At 72.9% G+C, this 25,459-nt stretch carries 19 protein-coding genes and 1 pseudogene; 16 read left to right on the forward strand and 4 right to left on the reverse strand.

All coding sequences use genetic code 11. The features are described 5' to 3' along the window. The first annotated feature begins 69 nt into the window (after positions 1-69). The 9 genes from folC (at position 70) to AC3EVP_RS15180 (ending at position 11,319) form a co-directional block, all read left to right on the forward strand. Positions 70-1,602 (forward strand): bifunctional tetrahydrofolate synthase/dihydrofolate synthase, encoded by a 1,533-nt coding sequence (gene folC / locus AC3EVP_RS15140; protein WP_335982156.1) that lies wholly within the window; start codon positions 70-72, stop codon positions 1,600-1,602. A gap of 85 nt (positions 1,603-1,687) precedes the next feature. Continuing rightward, complete coding sequence (locus AC3EVP_RS15145; RefSeq protein ID WP_335982154.1) at positions 1,688-2,023, forward strand: DUF4233 domain-containing protein; 336 nt, start codon at positions 1,688-1,690, stop codon at positions 2,021-2,023. A gap of 69 nt (positions 2,024-2,092) precedes the next feature. After that, on the forward strand, positions 2,093-2,512 hold the full coding sequence (gene ndk, locus AC3EVP_RS15150) for a nucleoside-diphosphate kinase (RefSeq protein ID WP_435130383.1): 420 nt from the start codon (positions 2,093-2,095) through the stop codon (positions 2,510-2,512). A gap of 173 nt (positions 2,513-2,685) precedes the next feature. After that, positions 2,686-3,708 carry a rod shape-determining protein gene (locus AC3EVP_RS15155; protein ID WP_335982179.1) on the forward strand — a complete coding sequence of 341 codons (1,023 nt, stop codon included), beginning with the start codon at positions 2,686-2,688 and terminating at the stop codon, positions 3,706-3,708. Positions 3,709-3,903: 195 nt separating this feature from the next. Further along, positions 3,904-4,932, forward strand: coding sequence for a rod shape-determining protein MreC (gene mreC / locus AC3EVP_RS15160; RefSeq protein ID WP_435130385.1), 1,029 nt, complete (start codon positions 3,904-3,906; stop codon positions 4,930-4,932). 4 nt (positions 4,933-4,936) lie between these two features. After that, positions 4,937-5,653, forward strand: coding sequence for a rod shape-determining protein MreD (mreD, locus tag AC3EVP_RS15165; RefSeq protein WP_435130387.1), 717 nt, complete (start codon positions 4,937-4,939; stop codon positions 5,651-5,653). Between the two features lie 131 nt (positions 5,654-5,784). Next, positions 5,785-8,028, forward strand: a complete 2,244-nt coding sequence (gene mrdA / locus AC3EVP_RS15170) for a penicillin-binding protein 2 (RefSeq protein WP_435130389.1) — start codon at positions 5,785-5,787, stop codon at positions 8,026-8,028. Beyond that, positions 8,028-9,224 carry a rod shape-determining protein RodA gene (rodA, locus tag AC3EVP_RS15175; RefSeq protein WP_335982147.1) on the forward strand — a complete coding sequence of 399 codons (1,197 nt, stop codon included), beginning with the start codon at positions 8,028-8,030 and terminating at the stop codon, positions 9,222-9,224. The genes mrdA and rodA overlap by 1 nt, the downstream gene beginning before the upstream one ends. Before the next feature lie 154 nt (positions 9,225-9,378). After that, entirely contained in the window at positions 9,379-11,319 is a 1,941-nt protein-coding gene (locus tag AC3EVP_RS15180; protein ID WP_435130391.1) for a TIGR03960 family B12-binding radical SAM protein, read from the forward strand. A 70-nt stretch (positions 11,320-11,389) separates the two neighbouring features. On the opposite strand, the gene AC3EVP_RS15185 is transcribed toward AC3EVP_RS15180, so the two are convergent. Both AC3EVP_RS15185 and AC3EVP_RS15190 read right to left on the reverse strand, forming a co-directional pair. Then, the gene (locus tag AC3EVP_RS15185; RefSeq protein WP_435130393.1) at positions 11,390-12,082 is read right to left on the reverse strand and encodes an SDR family NAD(P)-dependent oxidoreductase; all 693 of its coding nucleotides are present in this window, start codon (positions 12,080-12,082) and stop codon (positions 11,390-11,392) included. Between the two features lie 135 nt (positions 12,083-12,217). Continuing rightward, positions 12,218-13,054, reverse strand: a complete 837-nt coding sequence (locus AC3EVP_RS15190; RefSeq protein ID WP_435130395.1) for a helix-turn-helix domain-containing protein — start codon at positions 13,052-13,054, stop codon at positions 12,218-12,220. Between the two features lie 1,083 nt (positions 13,055-14,137). On the opposite strand from AC3EVP_RS15190, the pseudogene AC3EVP_RS15195 reads away from it, so the two are divergent. Further along, a pseudogene (locus AC3EVP_RS15195) lies at positions 14,138-15,022 on the forward strand (glycoside hydrolase family 76 protein); the annotation flags it as partial. On the opposite strand, the gene AC3EVP_RS15200 reads toward AC3EVP_RS15195, so the two are convergent. Next, positions 14,974-16,011 (reverse strand): SPFH domain-containing protein, encoded by a 1,038-nt coding sequence (locus AC3EVP_RS15200; protein ID WP_335982141.1) that lies wholly within the window; start codon positions 16,009-16,011, stop codon positions 14,974-14,976. The pseudogene AC3EVP_RS15195 and the gene AC3EVP_RS15200 overlap by 49 nt on opposite strands. A 5-nt stretch (positions 16,012-16,016) precedes the next feature. Then, entirely contained in the window at positions 16,017-16,331 is a 315-nt protein-coding gene (locus AC3EVP_RS15205) for a hypothetical protein (RefSeq protein ID WP_435130398.1), read from the reverse strand. Positions 16,332-16,479: 148 nt separating this feature from the next. Here AC3EVP_RS15205 and AC3EVP_RS15210 point away from each other — a divergent pair, with 148 nt between their 5' ends. The 6 genes from AC3EVP_RS15210 (at position 16,480) to obgE (ending at position 25,415) form a co-directional block, all read left to right on the forward strand. Further along, positions 16,480-17,415, forward strand: a complete 936-nt coding sequence (locus AC3EVP_RS15210; protein WP_435130399.1) for a hypothetical protein — start codon at positions 16,480-16,482, stop codon at positions 17,413-17,415. Positions 17,416-17,742: 327 nt separating this feature from the next. Next, the gene (locus tag AC3EVP_RS15215; RefSeq protein ID WP_435130401.1) at positions 17,743-18,525 is read left to right on the forward strand and encodes a TIGR03936 family radical SAM-associated protein; all 783 of its coding nucleotides are present in this window, start codon (positions 17,743-17,745) and stop codon (positions 18,523-18,525) included. A gap of 223 nt (positions 18,526-18,748) precedes the next feature. Next, positions 18,749-22,987 carry an Rne/Rng family ribonuclease gene (locus tag AC3EVP_RS15220; protein WP_435130403.1) on the forward strand — a complete coding sequence of 1,413 codons (4,239 nt, stop codon included), beginning with the start codon at positions 18,749-18,751 and terminating at the stop codon, positions 22,985-22,987. A gap of 260 nt (positions 22,988-23,247) precedes the next feature. Beyond that, positions 23,248-23,571 (forward strand): 50S ribosomal protein L21, encoded by a 324-nt coding sequence (gene rplU, locus AC3EVP_RS15225; RefSeq protein ID WP_103889203.1) that lies wholly within the window; start codon positions 23,248-23,250, stop codon positions 23,569-23,571. Between the two features lie 14 nt (positions 23,572-23,585). Beyond that, the gene (gene rpmA, locus AC3EVP_RS15230) at positions 23,586-23,840 is read left to right on the forward strand and encodes a 50S ribosomal protein L27 (protein WP_335982131.1); all 255 of its coding nucleotides are present in this window, start codon (positions 23,586-23,588) and stop codon (positions 23,838-23,840) included. Positions 23,841-23,972: 132 nt separating this feature from the next. Continuing rightward, entirely contained in the window at positions 23,973-25,415 is a 1,443-nt protein-coding gene (obgE, locus tag AC3EVP_RS15235; protein ID WP_335982129.1) for a GTPase ObgE, read from the forward strand. Positions 25,416-25,459 lie beyond the last annotated feature (44 nt).

Consider the following 25,459-nt stretch of genomic DNA (forward strand, 5'->3'; position numbering starts at 1 on the left):
GCACCCGCCCCCCAGGGGCACGGACAGGCCCGGGCCATGCGGTCCGGGCCTGTTCCGTAGACTGAGCCGGTGAGTGAGTACGGGCAGGACGACGAGTTCCCGGACGACGGCTTCGGCGCGGACGACGACCGCGACGACGACGGCGAGGGCGGCGGACCGCGGGAAGCGGACCTGGCCGTCATCGAGGCCGGTAGCCGTACGCTGCGCACCCAGGTCACCCCGCCCGCCCCGGAGGACGACGTGCCGGCCCGGCCCGCCGACCCCGAGCTGGACCGCCGGCTGCGCGAGGTCGAGGACGAGCTGCTGGGCCGCTGGCCCGAGACCAAGCTCGACCCGTCCCTGGACCGGATCGCGGCCCTGATGGACGTCCTCGGCCAGCCGCAGCGCACCTACCCGGCGATCCACATCACCGGCACCAACGGCAAGACCTCCACCGCCCGGATGATCGAGCGGCTGCTGCTCGCCTTCGAACTGCGCACCGGCCGCTACACCAGCCCGCATGTGCAGTCCATGACCGAGCGGATCAGCCTGGACGGCGTGCCGATCTCCGCGGAGCGCTTCGTCGACGTCTACCGCGACATCCAGCCGTACGTCGGGATGGTCGACGCCGCCCAGCCGCACCGGATGTCCTTCTTCGAGGTGATCACCGGCATGGCGTACGCCGCGTTCGCGGACGCGCCGGTCGACGTCGCCGTGGTCGAGGTCGGCATGGGCGGCAGCTGGGACGCCACCAACGTGGTGGACGGCGCCGTGGCCGTGGTCACCCCGATCTCGCTCGACCACACCGAGCGGCTGGGCGGCACCCCCGGTGAGATCGCCGTCGAGAAGGGCGGCATCATCAAGAAGGACGCCACCGCGGTGCTGGCCCAGCAGCCGCCGGACGCCGCCCGCGAACTGCTGCGCCGCTCGGCCGAGCAGGACGCGACCGTCGCCCGCGAGGGCGAGGAGTTCGGCGTGCTCCACCGCGAAGTGGCCGTCGGCGGCCAGCTGCTGACGCTGCGCGGCCTCGGCGGCGAGTACGGGCAGATCTTCCTGCCGCTGCACGGCGAGCACCAGGCGCACAACGCGGCGCTGGCGCTGGCCGCGGTGGAGGCGTTCTTCGGCATCGGCAGTGTGCACCAGCGCACCCTGGACCTGGACACCGTGCGCGGCGCGTTCGCCGCGGTCACCTCGCCCGGCCGGCTGGAGGTGGTCCGGCGCAGCCCCACCGTGGTGCTCGACGCGGCGCACAACCCGGCCGGCGCGCGGGTCACCGCGGCCGCGATCAGCGAGGCGTTCGGCTTCAGCCACCTGGTCGGCGTGGTCGGGCCGAGCGGCGACAAGGACGTCCGCGGCCTGCTGGAGGCGTTCGAGCCGGTCTTCGCGGAGATCGTGGTCACCCGCAACTCCACCACCCGCGCGATGGACGTCGACGCGCTGGCGGCGGTGGCGGTCGAGGTGTTCGGCGAGGACCGGGTGCAGGTCGAACCGCGCCTGGACGACGCGCTGGAGGCAGCGGTCACCCTCGCCGAGGAGGAGGGCGAGTACGCCGGGGCTGGCGTACTGGTCACCGGCTCGGTCATCACGGTCGGCCAGGCCCGGCTGCTGCTGGCCCGCAGGTAGGAACTGCCGGAACCCGAGGGCGACCCCAAGGGCAACCCCGAGGGCAACAAGGGAAACCAGGGAAACAAGGGAAGGGGGCCCGGGTATGCGGACCCTGTGTTCGAGCACGCTGATCGGCGAGTTCTTCGTCGTCGGCTTCGCCGGGCTGGTCGCGATGAAGCATCCCGACCTGTCGATGGGCACCGTCTGGGCGGTGTGCGGCATCACGATGGCGGTGTGCGTGCTGCTGTGCGGGGTGGTCACCAAGCCGTGGGCGGTCGTGGTCGGCTGGGCGCTCCAGATCGGCCTGATCGCCAGCGGCTTCGTGGTCGGTACGATGTTCGTGCTCGGCGTGATCTTCGCGGCCCTGTGGTGGGCGTCGATCCACTTCGGGCGCAAGGTCGACGAGATCAAGGCCCGGCACGCGACCCAAGCCGCCTGACAACCGATCGGCACATGCCTTGTAGGCTCGTCGTCACATTCGCTTGTCATACCCGTCAGGAGCCGCCCCGTGTCCCAGCGCACCCTTGTCCTCCTCAAGCCGGACGCCGTTCGCCGCGGCCTGGTCGGCGAGATCCTGGGCCGGATCGAGCGCAAGGCCGGCTGGTCGATCGGCGCACTCGAACTGCGCACCCTGGACCGCGGCATCCTGGAGCAGCACTACGCCGAGCACGTCGGACGTCCGTTCTACGAGCCCCTCGTGGAGTTCATGTCGTCCGGCCCGTCGGTGGCCCTGATCGTCGAGGGCGAGCGGGTCGTCGAGGGCGTCCGCGCGCTGGCCGGCCCCACCGACCCGATCACGGCCGCACCCGGCTCCATCCGGGGGGATTTCGGCACCGTCACCCGGGAGAACCTGGTGCACGCCTCGGATTCCGAGGAGTCCGCCGAGCGCGAGATCAAACTCTTCTTCCCGGACCGTTCCGGCAGGTAAAAGCGCCCGGCCCGGAACCAAACACTCCGACACGGCGTCACCATTACTGAGGTCCGCTGTGTGTTCTGATGACAATGGCGTCGGAACCCCGACGCCGCGCCCAGCCCGGCGCGACTACGATGGAACCTCCGCCCACGCTCGGGAAGGCCAGACGTATCCACATGGCGAACAACATGTCGTTCATCGGCCGTGACATGGCTGTCGACCTCGGGACCGCCAACACGCTGGTGTACGTCAGGGGCCGCGGGATCGTCCTGAACGAGCCGTCGGTCGTCGCGGTCAACACCAACACCGGCGGCATCCTCGCCGTCGGCGCCGAGGCGAAGAAGATGATCGGCCGCACCCCCGGCAACATCGTGGCGGTGCGCCCGCTGAAGGACGGCGTCATCGCCGACTTCGAGATCACCGAGCGCATGCTGCGCTACTTCATCCTCAAGATCCACCGCCGCCGCTACATGGTCCGCCCGCGGGTCGTGGTGTGCGTGCCGTCCGGCATCACCGGAGTGGAGCGCCGCGCGGTGATCGAGGCCGCCACCCAGGCCGGCGCCCGTACCGTGCACATCATCGAGGAGCCGATGGCGGCCGCGATCGGCGCCGGGCTGCCGGTGCACGAGGCCACCGGCAACATGGTGGTGGACATCGGCGGCGGCACCACCGAGGTCGCCGTGATCAGCCTCGGCGGCATCGTCACCGCCCAGTCCATCCGGGTGGCCGGCGACGAGCTGGACAACGCGATCATCCAGCACATCAAGAAGGAGTACAGCCTGCTGCTCGGCGAGCGCACCGCCGAGCAGATCAAGCTGACCATCGGCTCCGCGTTCGCCGCCAGCAAGGACGACGAACACACCGAGATCCGCGGCCGGGACCTGGTCAGCGGCCTGCCCAAGACCGTGGTGATCTCCGCGGGCGAGGTGCGCAAGGCCATCGAGGAGCCGGTGAACGCGATCGTCGACGCGGTGAAGACCACGCTCGACAAGTGCCCGCCGGAGCTGTCCGGCGACATCATGGACCGCGGCATCGTGCTGGCCGGCGGCGGTGCGCTGCTGCGCGGCCTGGACGAGCGGCTCCGCCACGAGACGGGCATGCCCATCCACATCGCCGAGGCGCCGCTGGACTGCGTGGCACTCGGCGCGGGCAAGTGCGTGGAGGAGTTCGAGGCGCTTCAGCAGGTCCTTGACGCCGCTCCCCGCAGATGACGACGCGTCAGCCGGTGCGCGGCCCGTCACGGGCCGGATGCGCACCGGACCTGACGCGGATGACCAACCGCCCCACCCGGCCCGGCCGCCGTCGGCACCGCGGCACCGGATGCGGGCGCACAACGGCACAGTAGCTCCGACCGGCCGCGGCCCCAGCGGCGGCGGGTCCGATGAGGAAGGCACGGACTGGCGCCCGTGAGGGACACAAAGGAGAGCCGGCTGCTGCTGGTACTGCTGGTGGTCGTGGCGCTCGCGCTGATCACCGTCGACATCCGGGGCGGCGAGAACTCGCCGCTGGACCGGCCGCGACGGGTGGCCCAGTCCGCCTTCGGGCCGGTGGAGAACGCGGTGTCCGGTGTCGTCGACCCGGTGGGCAACGCCGTGGACGCGGTACGCGACTCCGGCCGCGACAGCAGCACCATCAAGCGGCTGGAACGCGAGAACACCCAGCTCAAGCAGCAGCTCGGCAGCAAGGACACCACCCGCGCCCGCGCCCAGGAACTGGACAAGCTGCTGCGGGTCGCCGGCGCCGGGCAGTACACCGTCAAGGGCGCCCAGGTCATCGCGATAGGAGCCGCCCAGGGCTTCTCCTGGACGATCACCATCGACTCCGGCAGCAACGACGGCCTCAAGCGGGACATGACGGTGATCAACGGCGACGGGCTCGTCGGCCGGGTCACCACCGTGGGCCGCTCCACCTCGACGGTGCTGCTCGCCAACGACCCGGACTTCACCGTCGGCACCCGGCTCGAGGGCAGCCAGGAGATCGGCTTCGCCACCGGCCAGGGCAACCGGCCGCTGCGCGACCAGCTGCTCAACGGCAAGGCCGACGTGCACAAGGGCGACCGGGTGGTCTCCTTCGGCTCGGAGCAGGACAAGCCGTTCGTGCCCGGCGTACCGGTCGGCAAGGTGGTCAGCGTCGAACCGTCGGGCGGCAACCTCACCAAGACCGTCGAGGTGCAGCCCTACGTCGGCTTCACCAAGCTGGACGTGGTCGGCGTGGTCGTGGTCGGCCCGCGCACCGACCCGCGCGACAGCGTGCTGCCGCCCAAGCCGACCGCCTCGCCCACCGCGAAGACCACACCGAAGAACACCGCGTCGCCGGGGGACTCCGCCTCGCCGGGCAGCACCCCGACCTCGGGCGGCACCCCGACCTCCGGCGGCACCGACAACGCGCTCCCGCCGGGCACCAAGCCCACCTCGACCTCCACCAACGGGGACTGACGCCATGCGCCCGAACCGGATCGTGCTCTCCACCGTCCTGGTGGTGATCGCCCTGGTCGCCCAGGTCAGCGTGCTGGCCCGGCTGCACCTGCCCGGTGCGGTCCCCGACCTGCTGCTGCTCACCGTGCTCGGCCTGGCCCTCACCTACGGCCACGTCGGCGGCTGCCTGATCGGCTTCTTCGCCGGCCTGCTCGCCGACGTCGCGCCACCCGCCGACCACGCGGTCGGCCGCTACGCCCTCGTGCTGTGCGTGATCGGCTACGCGGCCGGCCTCGCCAAGCCCGACAACGGCCAGCTGCGCACCGCCGCCGGCCCGATGATGGTGGTCATCGCCGCCGCCATCGGCACCACGCTGCTGTACGCGGGCGTCGGCAGCCTCGTCGGCGACACCGCCGGCGCCCATGTCGGCCTGGTCAAGCTGGTGTTCACCGCGACCCTCTACGACCTGCTGCTGGCACCGTTCGTGGTGCCGCTGGTGATGGCGCTGGCCCGCCGCTTCGAGCGGGACCCGCTCGCCGAGGACAGCGCGGGCAGCGGCTACGGCGGCGGGTTCGGCGGCGGCCGGAGCAACCGCGGGAGCAGGAGCGGCCGAAGCGGCGGCGTGTTCCGGCCGCGCGGCCGCGGCAGAGCGGGCGTGGGCGCCGGCATCACCCCGCAGCGCGGCCTGTTCGGCCGCGCCCGGTTCAGCGGCGGCAACATGGCAAGGGGAGCACGGCGATGACGGCGAGCGGCGCGTACGAGGCGCCGAGGACAGGCCCTGGGCGGTATCGGACGACGGCGGCCCCGGCCCGGGGCCGGGCACGGACCGCGGGCGGCGCCCGCCCGCGGCAGCTGAGCGGGGAGAGCAGGTAGATGAGCAACATCCCGGAGACCGGTCGGACCAGCCGGGTCACGATCCGCCTGGTCATCCTCCAGGTGCTGGTCGTCTCGCTGCTGCTGACCCTCGGCGGCCGGCTGTGGTACCTCCAGATCCGCAACGGCCAGGAGTACGACCAGGAAGCCGCCAGCAACCACTACCAGCAGGTCGTCACCCCGGCCGTCCGCGGCTCGATCCTCGACGACCGCGGGGTGCCGATCGCCGACAACCAGACCCTGCTGGTCGTCTCGGCCAGCCGCACCGACCTGCTCCAGCAGGCCGACGGCGGCACCGCGGTGCTGACCCGGCTGGCCAAGGTGCTCGGCATGACGCCGAAGGACGTCGAGGACAAGGTGCGGCTGTGCGACGCGCAGACCCCGCGCCCCTGCTGGAACGGTTCGCCCTACCAGCCGATCCCGATCACCGACAAGGCCACCACCCAGCAGGCGCTCCAGATCATGGAGCGCCGCGAGGACTTCCCCGGCATCACCGCGGAGCCCACCGCCGTGCGCACCTACCCCTCGCCGGACAAGGCCAACGCCGCCCAGGTGCTCGGCTACCTCTCCCCGGTCACCGACAAGGAGGTGGCCGCCTCCGAGAAGACCGACAACCCGCTGCTGCGCTCGGACCAGGTGGGCCGCTCCGGCCTGGAGAGCACCTACGACGACCAGCTGCGCGGCAAGGCCGGCGTCACCAAGTACCAGGTCGACAACCTCGGCCGGGTGATCGGCAAGGCGTCCGAGACCCCGGCGACCCCCGGCGACACCGTCGTCACCAGCATCGACGCCAAGGTGCAGGCGGTCACCGAGAAGGAACTCAACGACGCGATGGTGACCGCGCGCAAGACGTACGACCCGGTCACCCACAAGAACTTCAAGGCCGACTCCGGCGCCGCGATCGTCATGGACAACAAGACCGGCCAGATCATCGCGATGGCCAGCGAGCCCACCTACGACCCCAACGAGTGGGTCGGCGGCATCTCCGCCAAGGACTACGCGGCCCTGACGAACACCAAGTCCAACTACCCGCTGCTCAACCGCGCCATCCAGGGCGAGTCGGCACCGGGCTCCACCTTCAAGGTGATCTCCACCTCCGCCGCGGTCAAGGCCGGCTACAGCGAGGACGGCCCCTACCCCTGCACGTCGTCGTTCTCCATCGGCAGCCAGGTCTTCCACAACGACGAGAACGAGAGCTACGGCGACATCTCGCTGGCCCGCGCGCTCGAGGTCTCCTGCGACACCGTCTTCTACGGCCTGTCCTACGACCAGTGGAAGAAGGACGGCGGCACCGACCCGAAGAACCCGAAGGACTACTTCTACACCACCGCCCACCAGTTCGGCCTCGGCGCCAAGACCGACGTCGACCTGCCCGGCGAGGTCACCGGCCGGGTGCCGGACCGGCAGTGGAAGAAGGACTTCTGGGAGGAGAACAAGGCCGACTGGTGCGCCACCGCCAAGAAGCACAAGAACGACAAGAACCCGACGCTCGCGGTCGCCATCGCCATCGAGAACTGCCCGGACGGCTATGTGCTGCGCGCCGGTGACTCGGTCAACTACGCGATCGGCCAGGGCGACACGCTCGTCACCCCGATCCAGATGGCCCGGATCTACGCGGCGCTGGCCAACGGCGGCACCCTGTACCAGCCGACCATCGGCAAGGCCGTGATAAGCGCGGACGGCAAGACCGTCACCCCGATCCAGCCGAAGGTGGCCGGCAAGCTGCCCGACTCCAAGTCCACGCTGAAGTACATCAACCAGGCGCTGGCCGGCGTGGTCACCGAGGGCACCGCCGACTGGAAGTTCGGCAACTGGCCGCAGAGCCAGATCCCGCTGCACGCCAAGACCGGTACCGCGGAGGTCTCCGGCAAGCAGAGCACGTCGTGGTTCGACACGTACACCAAGGACTACACGATCGTCATGACGATCTCCCAGGGCGGTACCGGCTCCGGCGGTTCGGGTACCGCGATCCGCCGGATCTACGAGGCGATGTACGGCATCCAGAAGGACAGCACCAAGATCGACGCGAAGAAGGGCATCATGCCCCAGCCCGTCACCACGCTGCCCAAGATCTCCGCCGACGGCAGCGTGGTCGCCGCCCAGCAGGCCGCGTACTCCACCAGGGTCGCCGTGGCCTTCGCCAACGCCCCGGCCGGTTCGCCGGGCGCCGACCCGGTACCCGCGCTCGCCGCGCTCACCCCGACCCGGACCGAGAAACTGCTGTACGGCAGGAAGTACACGTGATGAGCGCGAACACCTACTCCGTCCGGCGGTTCACGCCGGAGCGCTCCACCATGGGCAAGCTGTTCGCCCGGGACTCCGCGGTGCGCCGGATGGACTGGCTGCTCTTCCTGGTGACGCTGGCGCTGTGCTTCATCGGCTCGCTGCTGGTCTTCTCCGCGACCCGGCATCGCACCAGCCTCACCCACGGCGACGAGTACTACTTCCTGATCCGCCATGTGATGAACGCCGGTATCGGCCTGGCGCTGTGCATCGGCGCGATGGCCATAGGGCACCACCGGATGCGCACCATCGTGCCGTTCTTCTACGCGCTGTCGATCCTCGGCATCCTCGCGGTGCTCAGCCCGCTCGGCTCGACCGTCAACGGCGCGCACTCCTGGATCATCATCGGCGGCGGCTTCTCGCTCCAGCCCTCGGAGTTCGTGAAGATCTCCATCATCATCGGCATGGCGATGGTGCTCTCCGCCCGGGTCGACGCCGGCGACCAGGAGCACCCCGACCACCGCCGGGTGACGCAGTCCCTGGCCCTTGCGGCGCTGCCGATCCTGATCATCCTGATGATGCCCGACCTCGGGTCGGTGATGGTGCTCGGCGCGATCGTGCTCGGGGTGCTGCTCGCCTCCGGCGCCTCCACCCGCTGGGTGTTCGGGCTGATCGCCACCGGGATCGTCGGCTCCATTCTGGTGTGGCAGCTCGGCATCCTCGACAAGTACCAGATCGACCGGTTCGCCGCGTTCGCCAACCCCGCGCTCGACCCGTCCGGCGTCGGCTACAACACCAGCCAGGCCCGGATCGCGATCGGCTCGGGCGGGCTGCTCGGCAAGGGCCTGTTCCACGGCAGCCAGACCACCGGCCAGTTCGTGCCCGAGCAGCAGACCGACTTCGTCTTCTCGGTGGCCGGCGAGGAACTCGGCTTCGTCGGCGGCGCGCTCATCGTGGTGCTGATCGGGGTGATCCTCTGGCGGGCCTGCACCATCGCCCGCAACGCCACCGACCTGTACGGCACCATCGTGGCGGCCGGGGTGGTCGCCTGGTTCGCCTTCCAGTCCTTCGAGAACATCGGCATGACGCTGGGCATCATGCCGGTGACCGGTATCCCCTTGCCCTTCGTCTCCTACGGCGGATCATCGATGTTCGCCAACTTCGTGGCCATAGGGATGCTCCAGTCCGTGAAGATGCAGCGGCCCATGTCGGCGTAGCCGCCGCGGCCCCGGCCAGGGGACCGGTCCGGGGCCCCTGGTCCGGCCCGGGCGGGCGGCCGCCGCGGCTCGGGTACTGTTGAGGGTCATCTTCCCTCCGGGCGGCCCGCCGCCGGGGCGCCATGCAAGTTCAGGACACACGAAAGTCGCCGAGATGCCTGTCGAGTCGGTCTTCCCGCGCCTGGAAGCGCTGCTCCCGCATGTACAGAAGCCGATCCAGTACGTCGGCGGTGAGCTGAACTCCACCGTCAAGGACTGGGACGCCACCGATGTGCGGTGGGCGCTGATGTACCCCGACGCGTACGAGGTGGGCCTGCCCAACCAGGGCGTCATGATCCTCTACGAGGTGCTCAACGAGCGCGAGGGCGTGCTCGCCGAGCGCACGTACAGCGTCTGGCCCGACCTGGAAGCGCTGATGCGCGAGCACCAGGTGCCGCAGTTCACCGTCGACAGCCACCGCCCGGTGCGCGCCTTCGACGTGTTCGGCCTCAGCTTCTCCACCGAGCTGGGCTACACCAACATGCTCACCGCGCTCGACCTGGCCGGCATCCCGCTGGACGCGGCCGACCGCACCGAGGACGACCCGGTCGTGCTGGCCGGCGGGCACGCCGCCTTCAACCCCGAGCCGATCGCCGACTTCATCGACGCGGCCGTGATCGGGGACGGCGAGCAGGCCGTCCTGACCATCACCGACCTGGTCCGGGAGTGGAAGGCCGAGGGCCGCCCCGGCGGTCGCGACGAGCTGCTGCTGCGCCTGGCCCGGACCGGCGGGGTGTACGTCCCGCGCTTCTACGACGTGGAGTACCTGCCCGACGGCCGGATCTCCCGGGTCGTGCCCAACCGCTCCGGCGTGCCGTGGCGGGTGTCGAAGCACACCGTGATGGACCTGGACGAGTGGCCGTACCCGAAGCAGCCGCTGGTGCCGCTCGCGGAGACCGTGCACGAGCGGATGTCGGTGGAGATCTTCCGCGGCTGCACCCGCGGCTGCCGCTTCTGCCAGGCCGGGATGATCACCCGCCCGGTGCGCGAGCGCTCCATCACCGGCATCGGCGAGATGGTCGACCGGGGCCTGAAGGCGACCGGCTTCGAGGAGGTCGGCCTGCTGTCGCTCTCCTCCGCCGACCACACCGAGATCGCCGACGTCGCCAAGGGCCTCGCCGACCGGTACGAAGAGGACAAGATCGGGCTGTCGCTGCCGTCCACCCGGGTCGACGCGTTCAACATCGACCTGGCGAACGAGCTGACCCGCAACGGCCGCCGCTCGGGCCTGACCTTCGCCCCCGAGGGCGGCTCCGAGCGCATCCGCAAGGTGATCAACAAGATGGTGTCGGAGGAGGACCTGATCCGCACCGTCGCCACCGCGTACGGCAACGGCTGGCGGCAGGTGAAGCTGTACTTCATGTGCGGGCTGCCCACCGAGACCGACGAGGACGTCCTCCAGATCGCGGACATGGCGCGCAAGGTGATCGCCAAGGGCCGCGAGGTGACCGGCCAGAACGACATCCGCTGCACCGTGTCGATCGGCGGCTTCGTGCCCAAGCCGCACACCCCCTTCCAGTGGGCGCCGCAGCTCGGCGTCGAGGAGACCGACGCCCGGCTGGAGAAGCTGCGCGACGCGATCCGCGGCGACCGCAAGTACAGCCGCAACATCGGCTTCCGCTACCACGACGGCAAGCCCGGCATCATCGAGGGCCTGCTCTCCCGCGGGGACCGCCGGGTCGGCGACGTGATCCGCGCGGTCTACGCCGACGGCGGCCGCTTCGACGGCTGGCGCGAGCACTTCTCCTACGAGCGCTGGCTGCGCGCCTGCGACGCCGCCCTGCCCGCCCACGACCTGGACCTCGCCTGGTACACCACCCGCGAGCGCACCGCCGAGGAGGTCCTGCCCTGGGACCACCTCGACTCCGGTCTGGACAAGGACTGGCTCTGGGAGGACTGGCAGGACGCCCTCGACGAGACCGAGGTCGACGACTGCCGCTGGACGCCCTGCTTCGACTGCGGGGTGTGCCCCCAGCTCGACCTGGACATCCAGATCGGCCCCACCGGCAAGAAGCTCCTCCCGCTCACCGTCGTCAACGGCCCGGGCGGCAACTGAGAGCACTGCCGGCCATCGCAGGCAACCGGTCGGCGACCGGCCGGGGCGCCCGGCGCGCCCCGGCCCCCGCTCACCAGGGCAGCCGGCCCGAACGGTCGGCGAAGCGGCCGGTCGGGCCGTCGGGGCCGATGGTGGCGAGCGCCACGATCGACGCGGCGCCCTCGGCGACGCTGTGGCCGAGGCCGCCGGTGAAGTCGGTCGCGGTCTGCCCGGGGTCGGCGGCGTTGACCTTCACGTCGGGCAGCGCCTTGGCGTACTGCGTGGTCAGCATGGTGACGGCGGACTTCGAGGCCGCGTACAGCGGCAGCGGGTACCGCGACTCGATCCGCGCCGGGTCCTGCGTCATGCCGAACGAGCCCATCCCGCTGGACACGTTGACGATGACCGGGTGCGCCGACTTGCGCAGCAGCGGCAGGAACGCGTGGGTGACGCGCACGATGCCGACGACGTTCACCTCCAGGACGGCGCGTACGTCGGCGGCGGTCAGCTCCTCGACCGGGGCGACCGGGCCGAGCACACCGGCGTTGTTCACCAGCACGTCGATCGCGCCCTCGTGCGCGGCGACGTCGGCCGCCGCCGCCTCGACCGAGGCGTCGTCGGTCACGTCGATCGGCACGAACCGGGCCCCGAGCGACGCGGCGGCGGCCTTCCCGCGCTCCGGGTCGCGGGCGCCGACCAGGACGGTGTGGCCCGCCTCGGCCAGGCGGCGGGCGGTCTCCAGCCCGAGCGACCGGTTGGCTCCGGTGATGAAGGTGGTGGTCACGGCTGCTCCTCGCGTTCCGGACGGCATCCGGTAGCCGCCCACAGCTTCGAGGGTGCTCGGCGGCGGGCGACGCGGGGAGCTACGGCCGATGGTGGTACGGCGCGTACCACCGTCGGGAGCCGGTGTGCGGGCGGGTCATCCCCGCGCGGACAGCTCCTGGGCGCCGATGGCGGCCAGCAGGTCGAGCTTGCTGCGGGCGTCGGTGCCCGGGCGCGCGGTGTAGACCACGAGGTGCAGGTTGCCGCCCTGGGTGGTGAGGATGTCGGAGTTCAGCGCGATCTCACCGACGTCGGGGTGCTCGACGAGCTTGCGGGCGCTCTCGTGGCCGCCGACCGCGGGCCGGCCCCACAGTTCGCGGAAGCGCGGGACCCGCTCGAGCGTCGCGACCAGCGCCGCGAGGTCGGGGTCGCCCGGGTAGCGGCCGGTGGCCGCCCGCAGGTCGGCGACGAGGGACTCCTCGAACGCGGCCCGCTCCTCGGCGGTCTGCCGGATCGCGGTCGGCATGGTGCCGGTGAACTGCCAGACCAGCGCGTTCCGGTCGGCCGGTTCGAGCCGGGCCGGATCGCCGAAGGCGGCGGCGAACAGCGGGTTCCAGTGCAGCAGCCGCCAGGTGGCGTCGTAGACCGCCAGCGGGTTGCGGCCGAGTTCGTCCATGATCCGCAGCAGGCTGTCGGGGATGTGCCGCGGCACCCGGCCGGGGTCCGCGGTGTGGCCGGCCAGCCGCAGCAGGTGGGCGTGCTCCTCCGCCGACAGCCGCAGGGCGCGGGCCAGGGAGTCGCAGACCTGGGGTGAGGGGCTGGCCACCCGGCCCTGTTCCAGCCGGACCACGTACTCCACCGAGATGTCGGCGAGCGCCGAGAGCTCGGAGCGGCGCAGGCCGGGGACCCGGCGCGGCGACCCGGGCGGCAGCCCGGCCGCCGCCGGGTCGAGCCGGTCGCGCCACGCGCGCAGCGCGGTACCGAGGGGGTTCATGCCCTCCATGCTCCCGCACCCGGCCGCCGGGCGGTCGGCACCGAAGCGGAGGGACGCGATCCGGCCAATCGGTGGCATCGTTGTCAGGGCTGTGGACATGTCAAAGCGGTCGTGCTGTCATGCCGGGTGGACGGTTGTTTTTCATCGTTGCAGAAGTCGTGGGACCGGTAAGGGCGGACGGCACGAGGAGGCGTCATGGGTCGGCTGGCGGGGCGGCGCGGGGGAGTGGGGCCGCTGGTGGTGGCGCTGCTGCTGGCGGTGGCGGCACTGTTGCAGGGAGCGGGGGCGACCGGGGCGAGAGCGGCGGCGGCCGCGGACACCACGCAGGTGTGCGCGCTGTACTGCGACACCACCGACCCGTCGAAGGCCGCCCAGGAGACCTTCCCGGTGCCGGACCTGAGCCTCAACGGCCGGGTGGTGCGGCTGCACGTGGACGACACCGACGGCATGGCCTGGGCCAGCATCGACGCCGGCCAGACCGGCGACTCGGTGTGGCTGGACCGCTCGTGGGACGGCGGCAGCACCTGGGACGGCCTGCTCGGCAAGGCGTCGATCCCCTCGACGTGGACCGGCACCCGCACCCTGATGTACAATCTCTACGACCCGACGAACCACCGCCGCGCGGTCCTGCGGGCCTGCGGCGACGCCCAGGGCGTCAGCTGCACCTCCTGGGCGCACCTGAACGTCTGCGCCACGGTCTGCGACGGCTCGGGCAGCGCGTCCGGCGACACTCAGCCGGTCCCGGCCACCACGCTGAACGGCCGGACCATCGCGCTGCACATGGACAGCACCGGCATGGCCTGGGGCACCATCTCCGGCGGCACCGCCGGCGACGAGATCTGGCTGGACCGCTCCTGGGACCAGGGCGCGAGCTGGCCCGACGGCTCCTCCAAGGGCCGCACCAGCACACCCTCCGGCGCCACCGGCACCGCAACCGCCCGCTACAACACCAGCGACCCGCTGGGGAAGCTGTACGGCGGGGCGGTCCGCGCCTGCGGCCGCGCCGTCGAGGGCCAGAACGGCAGCTGCACCGCCTGGGCCCGCCCGGCGGTGTCCCGGACGTCGGCCGCCGCGGACGCGCTGATGTACTCCTACGACCCGAACACCGCCTACTGGCCGTCGAGTTGGTGGAACTCCGCGGTCGCGCTGGCCACCGTGATCGACTACATGCGGCAGACCGGCGACACCCGCTACGAGTGGGTGGTGCGCCGCACCTACGACATCGACAAGGCGTCCTTCCCCGCCGGCGCCCGCAGCTCCGACCCGATCGACGGCGACTTCATCAGCCGCGCCACCGACGACTCCGAGTGGTGGGCACTGGCCTGGATCGACGCGTACGACCTCACCGGCGACCGGACCTACCTCGACGAGGCGGTCACCATCGCCAGCTACGTCAACGGGCTGTACGACACCAGCACCTGCGGCGGCGGCGTGTGGTGGGACCGGGAGCGCACGTACAAGAACGCGGTGACCAACGGGCTCTACGTGCGGATCGCCGCCGAGCTGCACAACCGCATCCCAGGAGACACCACGTGGCTGGGCCGGGCCACCACCTCCTGGCAGTGGTTCCAGAGCAGCGGTCTGATCAACTCCTCCGGCCTGGTCAACGACGGCCTCACCAGCGGCTGCGCCAACAACGGCCAGACGGTGTGGTCGTACAACCAGGGCCTGGCGATCGGGGCCGCGGTGGAGATGTACCGGGCCACCGGCGACGGCGCGGACCTGGCCACCGCGCGCAGGCTCGCCGACGCGGCCGTGGCCTCGCCCGCACTGGTGAAGGGCGGGGTGCTCACCGAGTCCTGCGACGCGTCCACGCCCTCCTGCGACGACAACGCCAAGCAGTTCAAGGGCGTGTTCATGCGCTACCTGCAGGACCTGGACTCCGTGACCGGCAACGCCTACCGCTCCTTCGCCACCGCTCAGGCCGACTCGCTGTGGTCCACCGCGCGGGACGGGTTGAACCGGGTCGCCGAGGACTGGTCGGGCGGCGGCACCGCGGACTGGCGCACCGAGGCGTCGGCGCTGAGCGCCTTGCTCGCGGCGTCCTGACCTCCGGGCAGTTCGCCGCCGGGCAGTTCGCCGTCGGTCCGGGAGCTGCCGGTCCGGGCGCCGTCGGTCCGCTGGTCGGTCCGCTCGCCGTCCGGGCGGGCGCCGTCGGTCCGCTCGCCGCCGGACTCCCGGCCGCCGCCGAGCTGCCCGTTGCCGAGCCGTTCGAAGAAGCGCAGGATCTCCACCGGGAAGGGCATCACCAGGGTGCTGTTCTTCTCGGCGGAGACGTCCACCACGGTCTGGAGCAGCCGCAGTTGGAGGGCGCCCGGGGTGTCCGCCATGGTCGCGGCGGCGTCGGTGAGCCGCTGCGACGCCTGGAGTTCACCGTCGGCGGCGATGACCCGCGCCCGGCGCTCACGCTCGGCCTCGGCCTGCTTGGACATCGACCGCATCATCGACTGCGGCAGCGCGATGTCCTTGATCTCCACCCGCTCGATCCGCAGCCCCCACGGCTCCTCGGTCGGCGCGTCCATCACCTTCTTCAGCTCCATGTTGACCTGGGTGCGGTCGGACAGCAGTGTGTCGAGGTCGGCGCGGCCGATCACCGAACGCAGCGAGGTCTGGGCGATCTGCGCGACCGCGGTCGGGTAGTCGTTCACGTTGACCAGCGCCTTGACCGGGTCGACCACGCGGAAGTAGACCACCGCGTCCACGGTCAGCGTCACATTGTCCGCGGTGATCGCGCCCTGCGGCGACACCCCGAACACCTCGGTCTGCACCGACACCTTGCGCATCCGGTCACCGACCGGCCGGATCAGCCGCAGTCCCGGATCGCGGATGTCCGGCAGCAGCCGGCCGAACCGGAAGACCACGCCCCGCTCGTACTGCTGCACGTTGCGCACGCTCAGCGCGAGCAGGACCAGGACCACGACGACGATCGCGACCAGAGCGCCGATCAGGGCGGCCACGGCGGTCACCTCCTCGGGCGGGGCCCGTCGCCGTGCGGGGCCGCGAGCGGCCCGACCGGCACCGCGCCGGGCGAGAGGGACGGCGGGAGGTCCAGGTCCGGCGGGAGTCCGTCGTCACCGGGGCGGTCCTCGGGGGGCTCCCGCCAGGGGAAGTCGGCGGCCGGCCGGGCCTGCGCGCCCTCCTCGGCGCGGGCCGGCGGACCGTCCTCGACATGCGGCGCGGGACCGAAGTCCCGCTGCTCGGCGGCCTGTCTGCGCAGCAGCCAGACACCGGCGACGGCCACGACCGCCATCACCGCGAGGGCTATGGCGATGGTCATCCTGCCTCACCTCGCCGTGCGGCGCCCTTACGGTGTGACGACGGCCGGCCGCACTCGGCCGTTCCGCGGCGGCGCCGGCCAGTACGCCCGCGCACCTTTCGCCCCGGTATCTCCACGGTACCCCGCATCACCCCGCTAGGTTTTGGCCATGACCTATCAGAACCCGTGGTCGCCGGGGGCACCGCAGGGGCAGGGGGGCGGCTGCGTCGCCGCCGCCGTCCGCCTACCGGTGAGCGTCTTCGCGTTCGTCGTCGTCCTGCCGCTGAAGCTGCTGTGGGACGCGCTCGCCTGGACCTGCCGCACGCTGTGGCGGTACGTCCTCCACCCGCCGCTGCGCGCGCTCGGCCTGCTGCTGGCCGCGCTGTGGCGGCACGTCCTGGTCCCGGTCGCCCGGGTGCTGATCGTGGTCCCGGCGGTGTGGCTGTGGACCTACGTACTGCGGCCGGTGCTGCGCGCGCTCGGCCTGACCGCGGAGTTCCTGGTGCGCTGGCTGCTGGTGCGGCCCCTGACCGCGCTGTGGGTGTACGCCTTGCAGTGGGTCGTGCGCGGCCTGGCCTGGCTGCTGAAGTACCTGGTCGTGGTACCGCTGGACTTCCTGTGGCGCCGGGTGCTGGCGCCGCTCCTGCGCGAGGTCGCCGCGGCGGTCGCGGCCGCCTGGCGCGCCGCCGCCTACGTGGCCCGGCAGGTCGGCCGCGGGATCGGCTGGTTCTTCCGGGTGCTGGTCTTCCGGCCGATCGCCTTCGTCTGGCGCTGGACGGCGGCGCCGGTGCTGCGCTTCGTACGGCGGCAGATCCTGCACCCGGTCCGGGTCGCGCTGGCCGACGCCCGCCGGGCCGTCGGCGCGGCGCTGTTCGGCACCCCGCGGCAGGCGCCGCCGCCCCGGCCGTCGCGGGAGGCCCGGCACCAGGCGCGGCTGCCCCCGGCCCGCTCCTACCGCGGCCCCGCCGAACGCGCGGAGCCGCTGCCCCCGGTGCCGTGGCGGTCCGCGCCCGAAGCGGCGCCCCCGGCGCAGCACCCTGGCCCGCACCCGAACCCGCCCCCGTCCGGCGGCGGGTTCGGACCGCCGCCCGACATGACGAAGTAGCTTTTGCCGCAAGGCTGGTGACATCCCGTCAGGCGGCTGCCCGGGAGGGTGCGGGGTCACCACCCCCGCCCCTGAGCCCGTGCGGGTGCACCCGCAGAAGAACGCCGGGCCCACGGGCAGCGAACCCCTGGAGGGACCCTGGCGCCGACGGTTGTCCACAGGGCGGGAGCGCGGGCGGAGCGGGCGTGCGGGCGCGCGGCGTAACCTTGGAGGTGCAGGGATGCCCGGACGCGGCGTGGCGCCGCACGCGGGCATGGCACACATGACACGAAGGACTGAGCGACACTGGGCAAGCGACAGCCAGAGGGCCCGCCGCCGGCACCGGCGGTGCAGCGCATCCGCCTGCGGTACACCAAGCGCGGCCGCCTCCGGTTCACCAGCCACCGCGACTTCCAGCGCGCCTTCGAGCGGGCCCTGCGCCGCGCCGAGGTGCCGATGGCGTACTCGGCCGGGTTCACCCCGCACCCGAAGGTGTCGTACGCGAACGCCGCCCCCACGGGCGTCGGGAGCGAGGCGGAGTATCTGGAGATCGCGCTCGCCGCGGCGCGCGACCCCGAGCGGCTGCGTGCGCTGCTGGACGAGTCGCTGCCCCCCGGCCTCGACGTGATCGAGGCGGTCGAGGCCCGCACCTCGGGTCTGGCCGAGCGCCTGGAGGCGTCGGTGTGGCAGCTGCGGCTGGACGGCGTCGAGCCCGACGAGGCCCGCCGGGCCGTCGCCGCGTTCCTCGCCGCCGAGGCCGTGGAGGTCCGGCGCGCCACGAAGAACGGCGTGCGCACCTTCGACTGCCGGGCCGCCGTCACGCGCTTCGAGGTCGTCCCCGAGGCGGCCGCCACGGACGGCGCGGCAGGTCCGGACGCGGCGGATCAGGGTGCCACCGCGCCCCCGAGCGGCGCTTGTGCGATACTGCGGCTGGTTGTACGTCACTTGACACCTGCCGTGCGACCCGACGACGTACTGTCCGGTCTCCATGCGGCGGCCGACCTCGCGCCGCCGGTCCCCGCAGCGGTGACCAGGCTGGCGCAGGGGCCGCTCGACGAGGAGTCCGGCACGGTCACCGACCCGCTCGCGCCCGATCGCGACGCCGTGGCGGTGCCTGCCGGTTCCGCCTAGGTACGGCGTCGACGCGTTGCCGACGCGCCAGGGAGCCACCCGGGCCCGGCGACGCTGACCACACGAGACTTTCGCCGGCCCCCCGCAGGGGCGGGCCGGCGAGCGAGACAGCAAGCCCCCGTGCGGCGCCCGCGCCCCGGCGGACGGCCACCGCGACCCAAGCGGCCGCCGTCCCCGGAACACCCGGCGCGGCGCCCGGGGGCACGACGGGAGCACTGCCCGAATGCCCGACAACGAAGAGACCACTCCGGGTTCGACCCCGGACACCACCAGCACCGCCGACGAGAGCGCGGCTCCCCGCCGCCGCCGTCGCGCCGCCTCCCGCCCCGCGGGCCCGCCCGGGTCCGACACCGCCGCGGAGACGTCCGGCGCCGCGGGCACCGAGGACGCGGCCCCGGCCGCACCCCGTCGCCGCGCCACCCGTAAGACCGCGGCTGCCGCGCCGGCCGAGGAGACCCCGGCCGAGGCTCCGGCCCCGGCCGCCGAGGGCGAGGAGGCGGCCCCGGCCCGCCCGCGTCGCCGCGCCACCCGTAAGACCGCGGCCGCCGCACCGGTCGAGGAGACCCCGGCCGAGACGCCGGCTGCTGCTGCTGCGGAGGAGGCTGCTCCGGCTGCGGAGGAGGCCGCGCCTGCTCGTCCGCGTCGTCGTGCGACGCGTAAGGCGACGGCGCCCGCGGGTTCGCCCGCGCCGGTCGCGGAGGAAGCTCCGGCTGTCGAGTCGGCTCCGGCTGCTGCCCCTGCCGCGGAGGAGGCTGCTCCGGCTGCGGAGGAGGCTGCGCCTGCTCGCCCGCGTCGTCGTGCGACGCGTAAGGCGACGGCGCCTGCGGGTTCGCCCGCGCCCGCCGCCGAGGAAGCTCCGGCTGTCGAGTCGGCTCCCGCTGCTGCCGCTGCCGTGGAGGAGGCTGCTCCGGCTGCGGAGGAGGCTGCGCCTGCTCGTCCGCGTCGTCGTGCGACGCGTAAGGCGACGGCGCCCGCGGGTTCGCCCGCGCCCGCCGCCGAGGAAGCCCCGGCCGAGACCCCCGTGGCCGAGCCCGCCCCGGCCGCCGCCCCTGCCGCGCCCGCGGCCGAGGAGAGCGCGGCCCCCGCGCGGACCCGCCGCCGGGCCACCCGTGCGAGCACGGCCCCCGCCGCTGCCGCCGAGCCCGCCCCGGAACCGGCCCCCGCACCGGCCAAGGCAGCCCAGGCACCGGCCCAGGCCGCCCCCGCTCCCGCCGCCGACGAGCAGCAGGGCGGCAACCGTGCCCGCCGCCGCGGCGGCCGCAAGGGCGCCGCCGTCCCGACCTTCTCCGCCGGTGACGGCCTGCGGCGGCTCAAGCCCGGCGCCCTCGCCCCGCGCGAGGACGCCGGCGACCGCCGCGCGTACACCGCCCGGGCGCTGCGCGACGGCGACGGCTGGTGCGTCGAGGTCGACGACGCCTACGAGATCCGCGGCTACGGCGAGAGCGTCGCCGACGCGACCTCCGAGGCCGTCGACGCGGTCGCCGCCGCCTTCGGGCTCGCCGCCGACACGGTGGACCTCACGGTGCGCACCGAGGCCGACGAGACCACCGAGGAGGCCCCCGCGCGCGGCCGCCGCCGGGGCGGCCGCCCGGCCGTCGCGGTCTTCCAGCCGCCGGTCTTCCAGGCCCCCGACGCCGCCGCCGCACCGGCCCCCGCCCCGGCCGCCGCCGAGGAGGAGACCGCCGAGGCCGACACCGAGGCCGAGGCCGACGAGGACCGTTCCCCGCGCCGTCGCCGCCGCCGTCGCGGCACCGCCCCCGAGCAGGCGCCCGCCGCGGCCGGCGAGCAGGAGGCCGCCCCCGAGCAGGCCGCCGCCGTCGCCGAGCCGGAAGAGGCCGAGGAGCACGAGGGCGCCGAGGGCGCCGACAGCGAGCAGGACGGCGAGGACCGCCCGTCCCGGCGCCGCCGCCGCGGCGGTCGCCGCCGTCGCCGCGGTGAGTCCGGCGAGCAGGACCACGAGGACAACGGCGAGGACGAGTCCGAGGAGCCCGCCGAGGGCCACGAGGAGGACGACACCGCCGCGCAGCACGAGGACGACCAGGACCACGACGACGACGCCCAGGGCGGCTCCTCCTCCAGCAGCCGGCGCCGGCGCCGCCGTCGCCGCCGCGGTTCGGACGGCGGTGACGACCACGCGGCCGGCGCCGGGTCCGACGACCCGGAGCGCACCGTCGTCAAGGTCCGCGAGCCGCGCTCGCGCTACGAGGGCGGCACCGGTTCCGACGAGGTGCAGTCCATCAAGGGCTCCACCCGTCTGGAGGCGAAGAAGCAGCGCCGCCGCGAGGGCCGCGAGCAGGGCCGCCGCCGGGTGCCGATCATCACCGAGGCCGAGTTCCTGGCCCGCCGCGAGGCGGTCGAGCGCGTCATGGTGGTCCGGCAGAACGGCGACCGCACCCAGATCGGCGTGCTGGAGGACAACGTCCTCGTCGAGCACTACGTGAACAAGGAGCAGTCCACCTCCTACGTCGGCAACGTCTACCTCGGCAAGGTGCAGAACGTGCTGCCGTCGATGGAGGCCGCGTTCGTCGACATCGGCAAGGGCCGCAACGCCGTGCTGTACGCGGGCGAGGTCAACTTCGAGGCGCTGGGCATGTCCGGCGGCCCGCGCCGGATCGAGACCGCGCTCAAGTCCGGCCAGCCGGTGCTGGTGCAGGTCACCAAGGACCCGATCGGCCACAAGGGCGCCCGGCTGACCAGCCAGGTGTCGCTGCCCGGCCGCTACCTGGTCTACGTGCCCGAGGGCTCGATGACCGGCATCAGCCGCAAGCTGCCCGACACCGAGCGGGCCCGGCTGAAGTCCATCCTGAAGAAGGTCGTCCCCGAGGACGCGGGCGTCATCGTGCGCACCGCCGCCGAGGGCGCCAGCGAGGACGAGCTGCGCCGCGACGTGGAGCGGCTCCAGTCGCAGTGGGAGGACATCAAGCGCAAGTCCAAGAGCGGCAACGCGCCGACGCTGCTCTACGGCGAGCCGGACATGACGGTGCGCGTGGTCCGCGACATCTTCAACGAGGACTTCTCCAAGGTCATCGTCAGCGGTGACGAGGCCTGGTCGACCGTGCACGAGTACGTCTCGCACGTGGCGCCCGACCTGGTCGACCGGCTGTCGCGCTGGACGTCGGAGGTCGACGTCTTCGCCAACTTCCGGATCGACGAGCAGCTGCTCAAGGCGCTGGACCGCAAGGTGTGGCTGCCGTCCGGCGGTTCGCTGGTGATCGACAAGACCGAGGCGATGGTCGTGGTCGACGTCAACACCGGCAAGTTCACCGGGCAGGGCGGCAACCTCGAGGAGACCGTCACCCGCAACAACCTGGAGGCGGCCGAGGAGATCGTCCGCCAGCTGCGGCTGCGCGACCTCGGCGGCATCGTGGTGGTCGACTTCATCGACATGGTGCTGGAGTCCAACCGCGACCTGGTGATGCGCCGGCTGCTGGAGTGCCTGGGCCGGGACCGGACCAAGCACCAGGTGGCCGAGGTCACCTCGCTCGGCCTGGTGCAGATGACCCGCAAGCGGGTCGGGCAGGGCCTGCTGGAGTCCTTCTCCGAGACCTGCGTGCACTGCAACGGGCGCGGCGTCATCGTGCACATGGACCAGGCGACCACCACCGGTGGCGGCGGCAAGCGCAAGCGGCGCCGCGGCGGCGGTGCGGGCGAGCACGACCACGAGCACGAGGTGGCCGCCGCGGTCGAGCCCGCGCAGGGCGAGGAGCCGGAGCTGCCCGAGCTGGAGCCGATCGAGGTGGGCGAGTCCGACCTCGTGCCCTCGGTCGGGGACCCGGAGGAGGAGTGGTTCGGCAGCGCCGCCGAGGCGGAGGCCGCCGCGAACAGCTCCCGCGGTCGCGGCCGCCGCCGGGCCACCCGCAAGGCGACCGCCCCGGCCGGTGCCCCGGCCGCCGCGGACCGCGAGCCGGAGCCGGCCGTCGTGGTCGTCCCGGTGAGCGAGCCCGAGGTCGAGCCGGCCGCGGAGCCGGAGCCGGTCGTCTCGACCGAGCCGCCGGCCCGTACCCGGCGCCGTGCGACGCGGAAGGCGACCGCCCCGGCGGGCGCGCCCGCCGCGGCCGAGGAGGCCGCGGTGGTCGTGGTCAGCGCCGAGCCGGAGCCCGTGGCCGAGCCGGTCGCGGAGCCGGAGCCGGTCGTCTCCACGGAGCCCCCGGCCCGTACCCGGCGCCGTGCCACGCGGAAGGCGACCGCCCCCGCCGGCGCGCCCGCCGCCGAGGAAGCGGCCGTCGTGGTCGTGCCGGCACCGGAAGCCGCGGCGCCCGCGGCCGAGACCGAGGCCGGAGCCGAAGAAGCTGCGGCCGAGGCCGAGGCCGAGCCCAAGAAGCGGACCCGCAAGGCCCCGGCGAAGAAGGCGGCGGCCAAGAAGACGGCGAAGAAGGCCGCCACGAAGAAGACCGCGGCGGCCAAGAAGACCACCACGAAGAAGGCCGCGACGAAGAAGGCGGCGGCCGCTCCCAGCGAGTAGCCGGGGCTGCTGCTGTCGGGTTCCCCCGCCCCTGGTGAGTTGCGCGAGTACGCGACCGCCAGGGGCGCGGGGGAACCCGACAGGACGGGGCAGCCCGGGCGGATTTGACCCGGGGGAAGGCACTCCGTAGCCTTGACCCTCGGCGTTTCTGCGCCATCCACTGAGCACTTTCCTCCCGGTCTCCCCGGGAGAGGCCCCCCGCGGCAGGACATGGGGTGCTGGCATCAGGGGTTTCGAAATCGAGCGAGAGTGAGTTCCGCGTGTACGCGATCGTGCGTAGCGGTGGCCGCCAGCACAAGGTGGCCGTCGGCGACATCGTCGAGGTTGACAGGATTCCCACCGGCAAGGTCGGCGACGCCGTCGAGCTCTCGACGCTGCTCGTGGTCGACGGCGAGGCCGTCACCAGCGACCCGTGGGTGCTCGCCGGGATCAAGGTCGAGGCCGAGATCGTGGACCACCACAAGGGCCAGAAGATCGACATCCTGCGCTACAAGAACAAGACCGGTTACCGCCGTCGCCAGGGTCACCGCCAGCAGTACACGGCGCTGAAGATCACTGGCATCCCCGCCGCGGCTGCGAAGTAAGGGACTGAGGAGAGATGGCACACAAGAAGGGCGCATCGTCCACCCGGAACGGGCGCGACTCCAATGCTCAGCGGCTCGGTGTGAAGCGCTTCGGCGGCGAGGTCGTCAACGCCGGTGAGATCATCATCCGCCAGCGCGGCACCCACTTCCACCCGGGCTCCGGCGTCGGCATCGGCAAGGACGACACGCTGTTCGCCCTGTCCGCCGGTGCGGTCGAGTTCGGCGTGAAGCGCGGTCGCCGCGTGGTGAACATCGTTCCGGCCGCCTGAGGCAGGCCGTAGAACCATTCGAGGGCGGACCCGTTTCCCGGACTCCGGGAAGCGGGGCCGCCCTCGGCGTGTTACTGGTCCTGTAGGACCGTAAGAACCGTGTGAAACCCGTACGTTCTGGAGGAAGCACCCATGACCACCTTCGTGGACCGCGTCGAACTGCATGTCGCCGCGGGTAACGGAGGCCACGGCTGCGCCTCCGTGCACCGGGAGAAGTTCAAGCCGCTCGGCGGCCCGGACGGCGGCAACGGCGGGCGGGGCGGGGACGTCGTCCTCGTCGTCGACCAGGACGTGACCACCCTGCTCGACTACCACCACAGCCCGCACCGCAAGGCCACCAACGGCAAGCCCGGCGAGGGCGGCAACCGCTCCGGCAAGGACGGCACCGACCTGGTGCTGCCGGTCCCGGACGGCACCGTGGTCCAGGACCGGCACGGAAACGTCCTCGCCGACCTGGTCGGCCAGGGCACCACCTATGTCGCCGGGCAGGGCGGCCGCGGCGGCCTGGGCAACGCGGCGCTCGCCTCCGCCCGCCGCAAGGCGCCCGGCTTCGCGCTGCTCGGCGTGCCCGGGCAGGCCCGGGACATCGTGCTGGAGCTGAAGACCGTCGCCGACGTGGCGCTGGTCGGCTACCCGAGCGCGGGCAAGTCCTCGCTGATCTCGGTGCTCTCCGCGGCCAAGCCGAAGATCGCGGACTACCCGTTCACCACGCTGGTGCCGAACCTCGGCGTGGTCAACGCCGGTTCCACCGTCTACACGATCGCCGACGTGCCCGGGCTGATCCCCGGCGCGAGCCAGGGCCGCGGGCTGGGCCTGGAGTTCCTGCGGCACGTCGAGCGCTGCTCGGTGCTGGTGCACGTGCTGGACACCGCGACTCTGGAGTCCGACCGCGACCCGGTGACCGACCTCGACGTCATCGAGGCGGAGCTGCGGGCGTACGGCGGCGGGCTGGAGGACCGGCCGCGGCTGGTCGTGCTCAACAAGGTCGACGTGCCCGACGGCCGGGAGCTGGCCGAGATGATCCGGCCGGAGCTCCAGGAGCGCGGCTACCGCGTCTTCGAGGTGTCCGCGGTCTCGCACGCCGGGCTGAAGGAGCTGTCGTTCGCGCTCGCCGGGATCGTCGCCGAGACCCGCGCGGCCCGCCCGGTCGAGGAGAGCACCCGCGTGGTGATCCGCCCGCAGGCGGTCGACGACGCCGGCTTCACCGTCGCCTTCGACGGCGAGCTGTACCGGGTGCGCGGGGAGAAGCCCGAGCGCTGGGTGCGGCAGACGGACTTCAGCAACGACGAGGCGGTGGGCTACCTCGCGGACCGGCTCAACCGGCTCGGCGTGGAGGACGAGCTGGTCAAGGCCGGTGCGAAGGCGGGCGACGGCGTGGCGATCGGCCCGGAGGACGACGCGGTCGTCTTCGACTGGGAGCCGTCGCTCGCGGCCGGCGCGGAGATGCTGGGGCGCCGCGGTGAGGACCACCGCTTCGACGCGCCGCGGCCCGCCGCCGCCCGCCGCCGGGACCGGCAGGCCGAACACGACGAGGCCGCGGAGGCGTACGACGAGTTCCACCCCTTCGGCGGTTGACGCGCACCGGCCCGTGCTGCCCCATGGTTGGGTGAACCCCGCCT

It is taken from the genome of Actinacidiphila sp. bgisy144 (assembly GCF_057708105.1).

Excerpts from the sequence above, each read along its gene's own strand:
- AC3EVP_RS15145 (WP_335982154.1), top strand. The coding sequence starts at position 1,688 with ATGCGGACCCTGTGTTCGAGCACGCTGATCGGCGAGTTCTTCGTCGTC.
- AC3EVP_RS15155 (WP_335982179.1), top strand. The coding sequence starts at position 2,686 with ATGTCGTTCATCGGCCGTGACATGGCTGTCGACCTCGGGACCGCCAAC.
- mreD (WP_435130387.1), top strand. The coding sequence starts at position 4,937 with ATGCGCCCGAACCGGATCGTGCTCTCCACCGTCCTGGTGGTGATCGCC.
- mrdA (WP_435130389.1), top strand. The coding sequence starts at position 5,785 with ATGAGCAACATCCCGGAGACCGGTCGGACCAGCCGGGTCACGATCCGC.
- rodA (WP_335982147.1), top strand. The coding sequence starts at position 8,028 with ATGAGCGCGAACACCTACTCCGTCCGGCGGTTCACGCCGGAGCGCTCC.
- AC3EVP_RS15180 (WP_435130391.1), top strand. The coding sequence starts at position 9,379 with ATGCCTGTCGAGTCGGTCTTCCCGCGCCTGGAAGCGCTGCTCCCGCAT.
- AC3EVP_RS15190 (WP_435130395.1), bottom strand. The coding sequence starts at position 13,054 with ATGAACCCCCTCGGTACCGCGCTGCGCGCGTGGCGCGACCGGCTCGAC.
- AC3EVP_RS15205 (WP_435130398.1), bottom strand. The coding sequence starts at position 16,331 with ATGACCATCGCCATAGCCCTCGCGGTGATGGCGGTCGTGGCCGTCGCC.
- AC3EVP_RS15210 (WP_435130399.1), top strand. The coding sequence starts at position 16,480 with ATGACCTATCAGAACCCGTGGTCGCCGGGGGCACCGCAGGGGCAGGGG.
- AC3EVP_RS15220 (WP_435130403.1), top strand. The coding sequence starts at position 18,749 with ATGCCCGACAACGAAGAGACCACTCCGGGTTCGACCCCGGACACCACC.
- rpmA (WP_335982131.1), top strand. The coding sequence starts at position 23,586 with ATGGCACACAAGAAGGGCGCATCGTCCACCCGGAACGGGCGCGACTCC.
- obgE (WP_335982129.1), top strand. The coding sequence starts at position 23,973 with ATGACCACCTTCGTGGACCGCGTCGAACTGCATGTCGCCGCGGGTAAC.